Origin of the sequence: Microcystis sp. LE19-41.2A, assembly GCF_027530405.1 — a bacterium.
Classification (GTDB): Bacteria; Cyanobacteriota; Cyanobacteriia; order Cyanobacteriales; family Microcystaceae; genus Microcystis; species Microcystis aeruginosa.
Window position 1 is genome coordinate 1 of the sequence record NZ_JAPZQJ010000660.1, and the last position, 1289, is coordinate 1289.

A 1289-nucleotide genomic window follows, 5' to 3' on the forward strand; every position below is an offset into this window, starting at 1 on the left:
TTTTGTACCAAGCTATGTACTACAAGAAGGATAATGCAAGGTTTTTGAAAGTCCCAATCCTATTTTCTTGCACTAACATCGGACTTTAACAGGTCAAAAGCCTTATTTTAAAAGGGTTTTACCATTATTCAGCAAACCCTATTTAATTCCACCCACCTACTTACCATTATTCAGCAAACCCTATGATAATATTTCAATCCTTTTTTCACCAACTCTAAGGCCGACTCGCTGACATTTTAAAAGAGTTGTTTGGCATTTTTGGTGCGCGTCTCGCTCTTAGCTTGTGCTGTGTCAGGTAGATAGCAGCCCAGAGAACTTTGATTCCTTCTTAATTCTCGCGCTGGTCGTGCTTTGATGACATCCGAGCCAGACGGCCATTTGCCGTTGAGATAAATTTCCCTCTTGACTAAGTTGGTAGAGCAAGTTTCTTTGTTCTATGTTAAGATGTTTTCGGCTGGTTTTTGGGTCTGATTTGTTGTTGTTAATGATCAGACAGTACCTGATGAGCCTTTCTTTGTCAACTCTTGAGGTTGATGCGTTTCATTTTTGAATTGACGTTTTATTGGCTGTTGTCTGGTTTCAATTTCTTCTCCAACTGCTCCTGATTTCAGGATTTCTACTGTTGGGTATTCCTTTTTATATTCTCCTTCCACTGATAGAGAAGTCGAATCTAAATGGCAATTCTCGGTCGCTACACCAAATTTTTTTACGGCCGCTAAACTAATGAGTAGGAAAATACCCGAAACATCCAGTTGATAAAGTTTGTCCATTACTCGACCAATTTTATCATCATTCAGGAGTTTGGGTTCGATGCCCTCTCCCAGCAAATGTTCGCTTGCTTTATCTTCAAAAAATTGAGGAAATAAATACAAGGACCCGGAGACAAATCCCAATCCATTCAGGATAATTGCTTTCACGACTTGCCCCGCTGTGACAATTTCTCCTCGCTCAATTGAGACTTGTTCGTTGATAATTTCGACGATTCCTATTTCATCGATAATTCCGGCTACTAATCCCAGATGGTCTATAGCGTTTTTCAGTCTGCTGAGGTACAAAAGTTATGGGTTTTAGGCACTCATGCAAGAGGCAAAAGGCAAAAGGCAAAAGGGAAGAAAAATAGGTGTACCTCACTAGCTTAGGAAACGCTATAGATTTTTGACTTCAATTTCTGTTGATTGATTCCTGGTCGAACAGTCCACTCGCCTCAGTTTTCCAACAATTCCTATTTTTTCATAATTAGGGCTTGCTGAATAAATCTAAAAACCTTGTTGGGTAAGACTTTTAGACTT

2 pseudogenes are annotated in these 1289 nt (G+C 39.6%); both read right to left on the bottom strand.

From position 1 onward, the window contains the following. Positions 1–239: 239 nt before the first annotated feature. Positions 240–486, bottom strand: a pseudogene (locus O9290_RS27325) (helix-turn-helix domain-containing protein); the annotation flags it as partial. 71 nt (positions 487–557) lie between these two features. After that, positions 558–1055, bottom strand: a pseudogene (locus O9290_RS27330) (DUF4277 domain-containing protein); the annotation flags it as partial. Between the last annotated feature and the right edge of the window lie 234 nt (positions 1056–1289).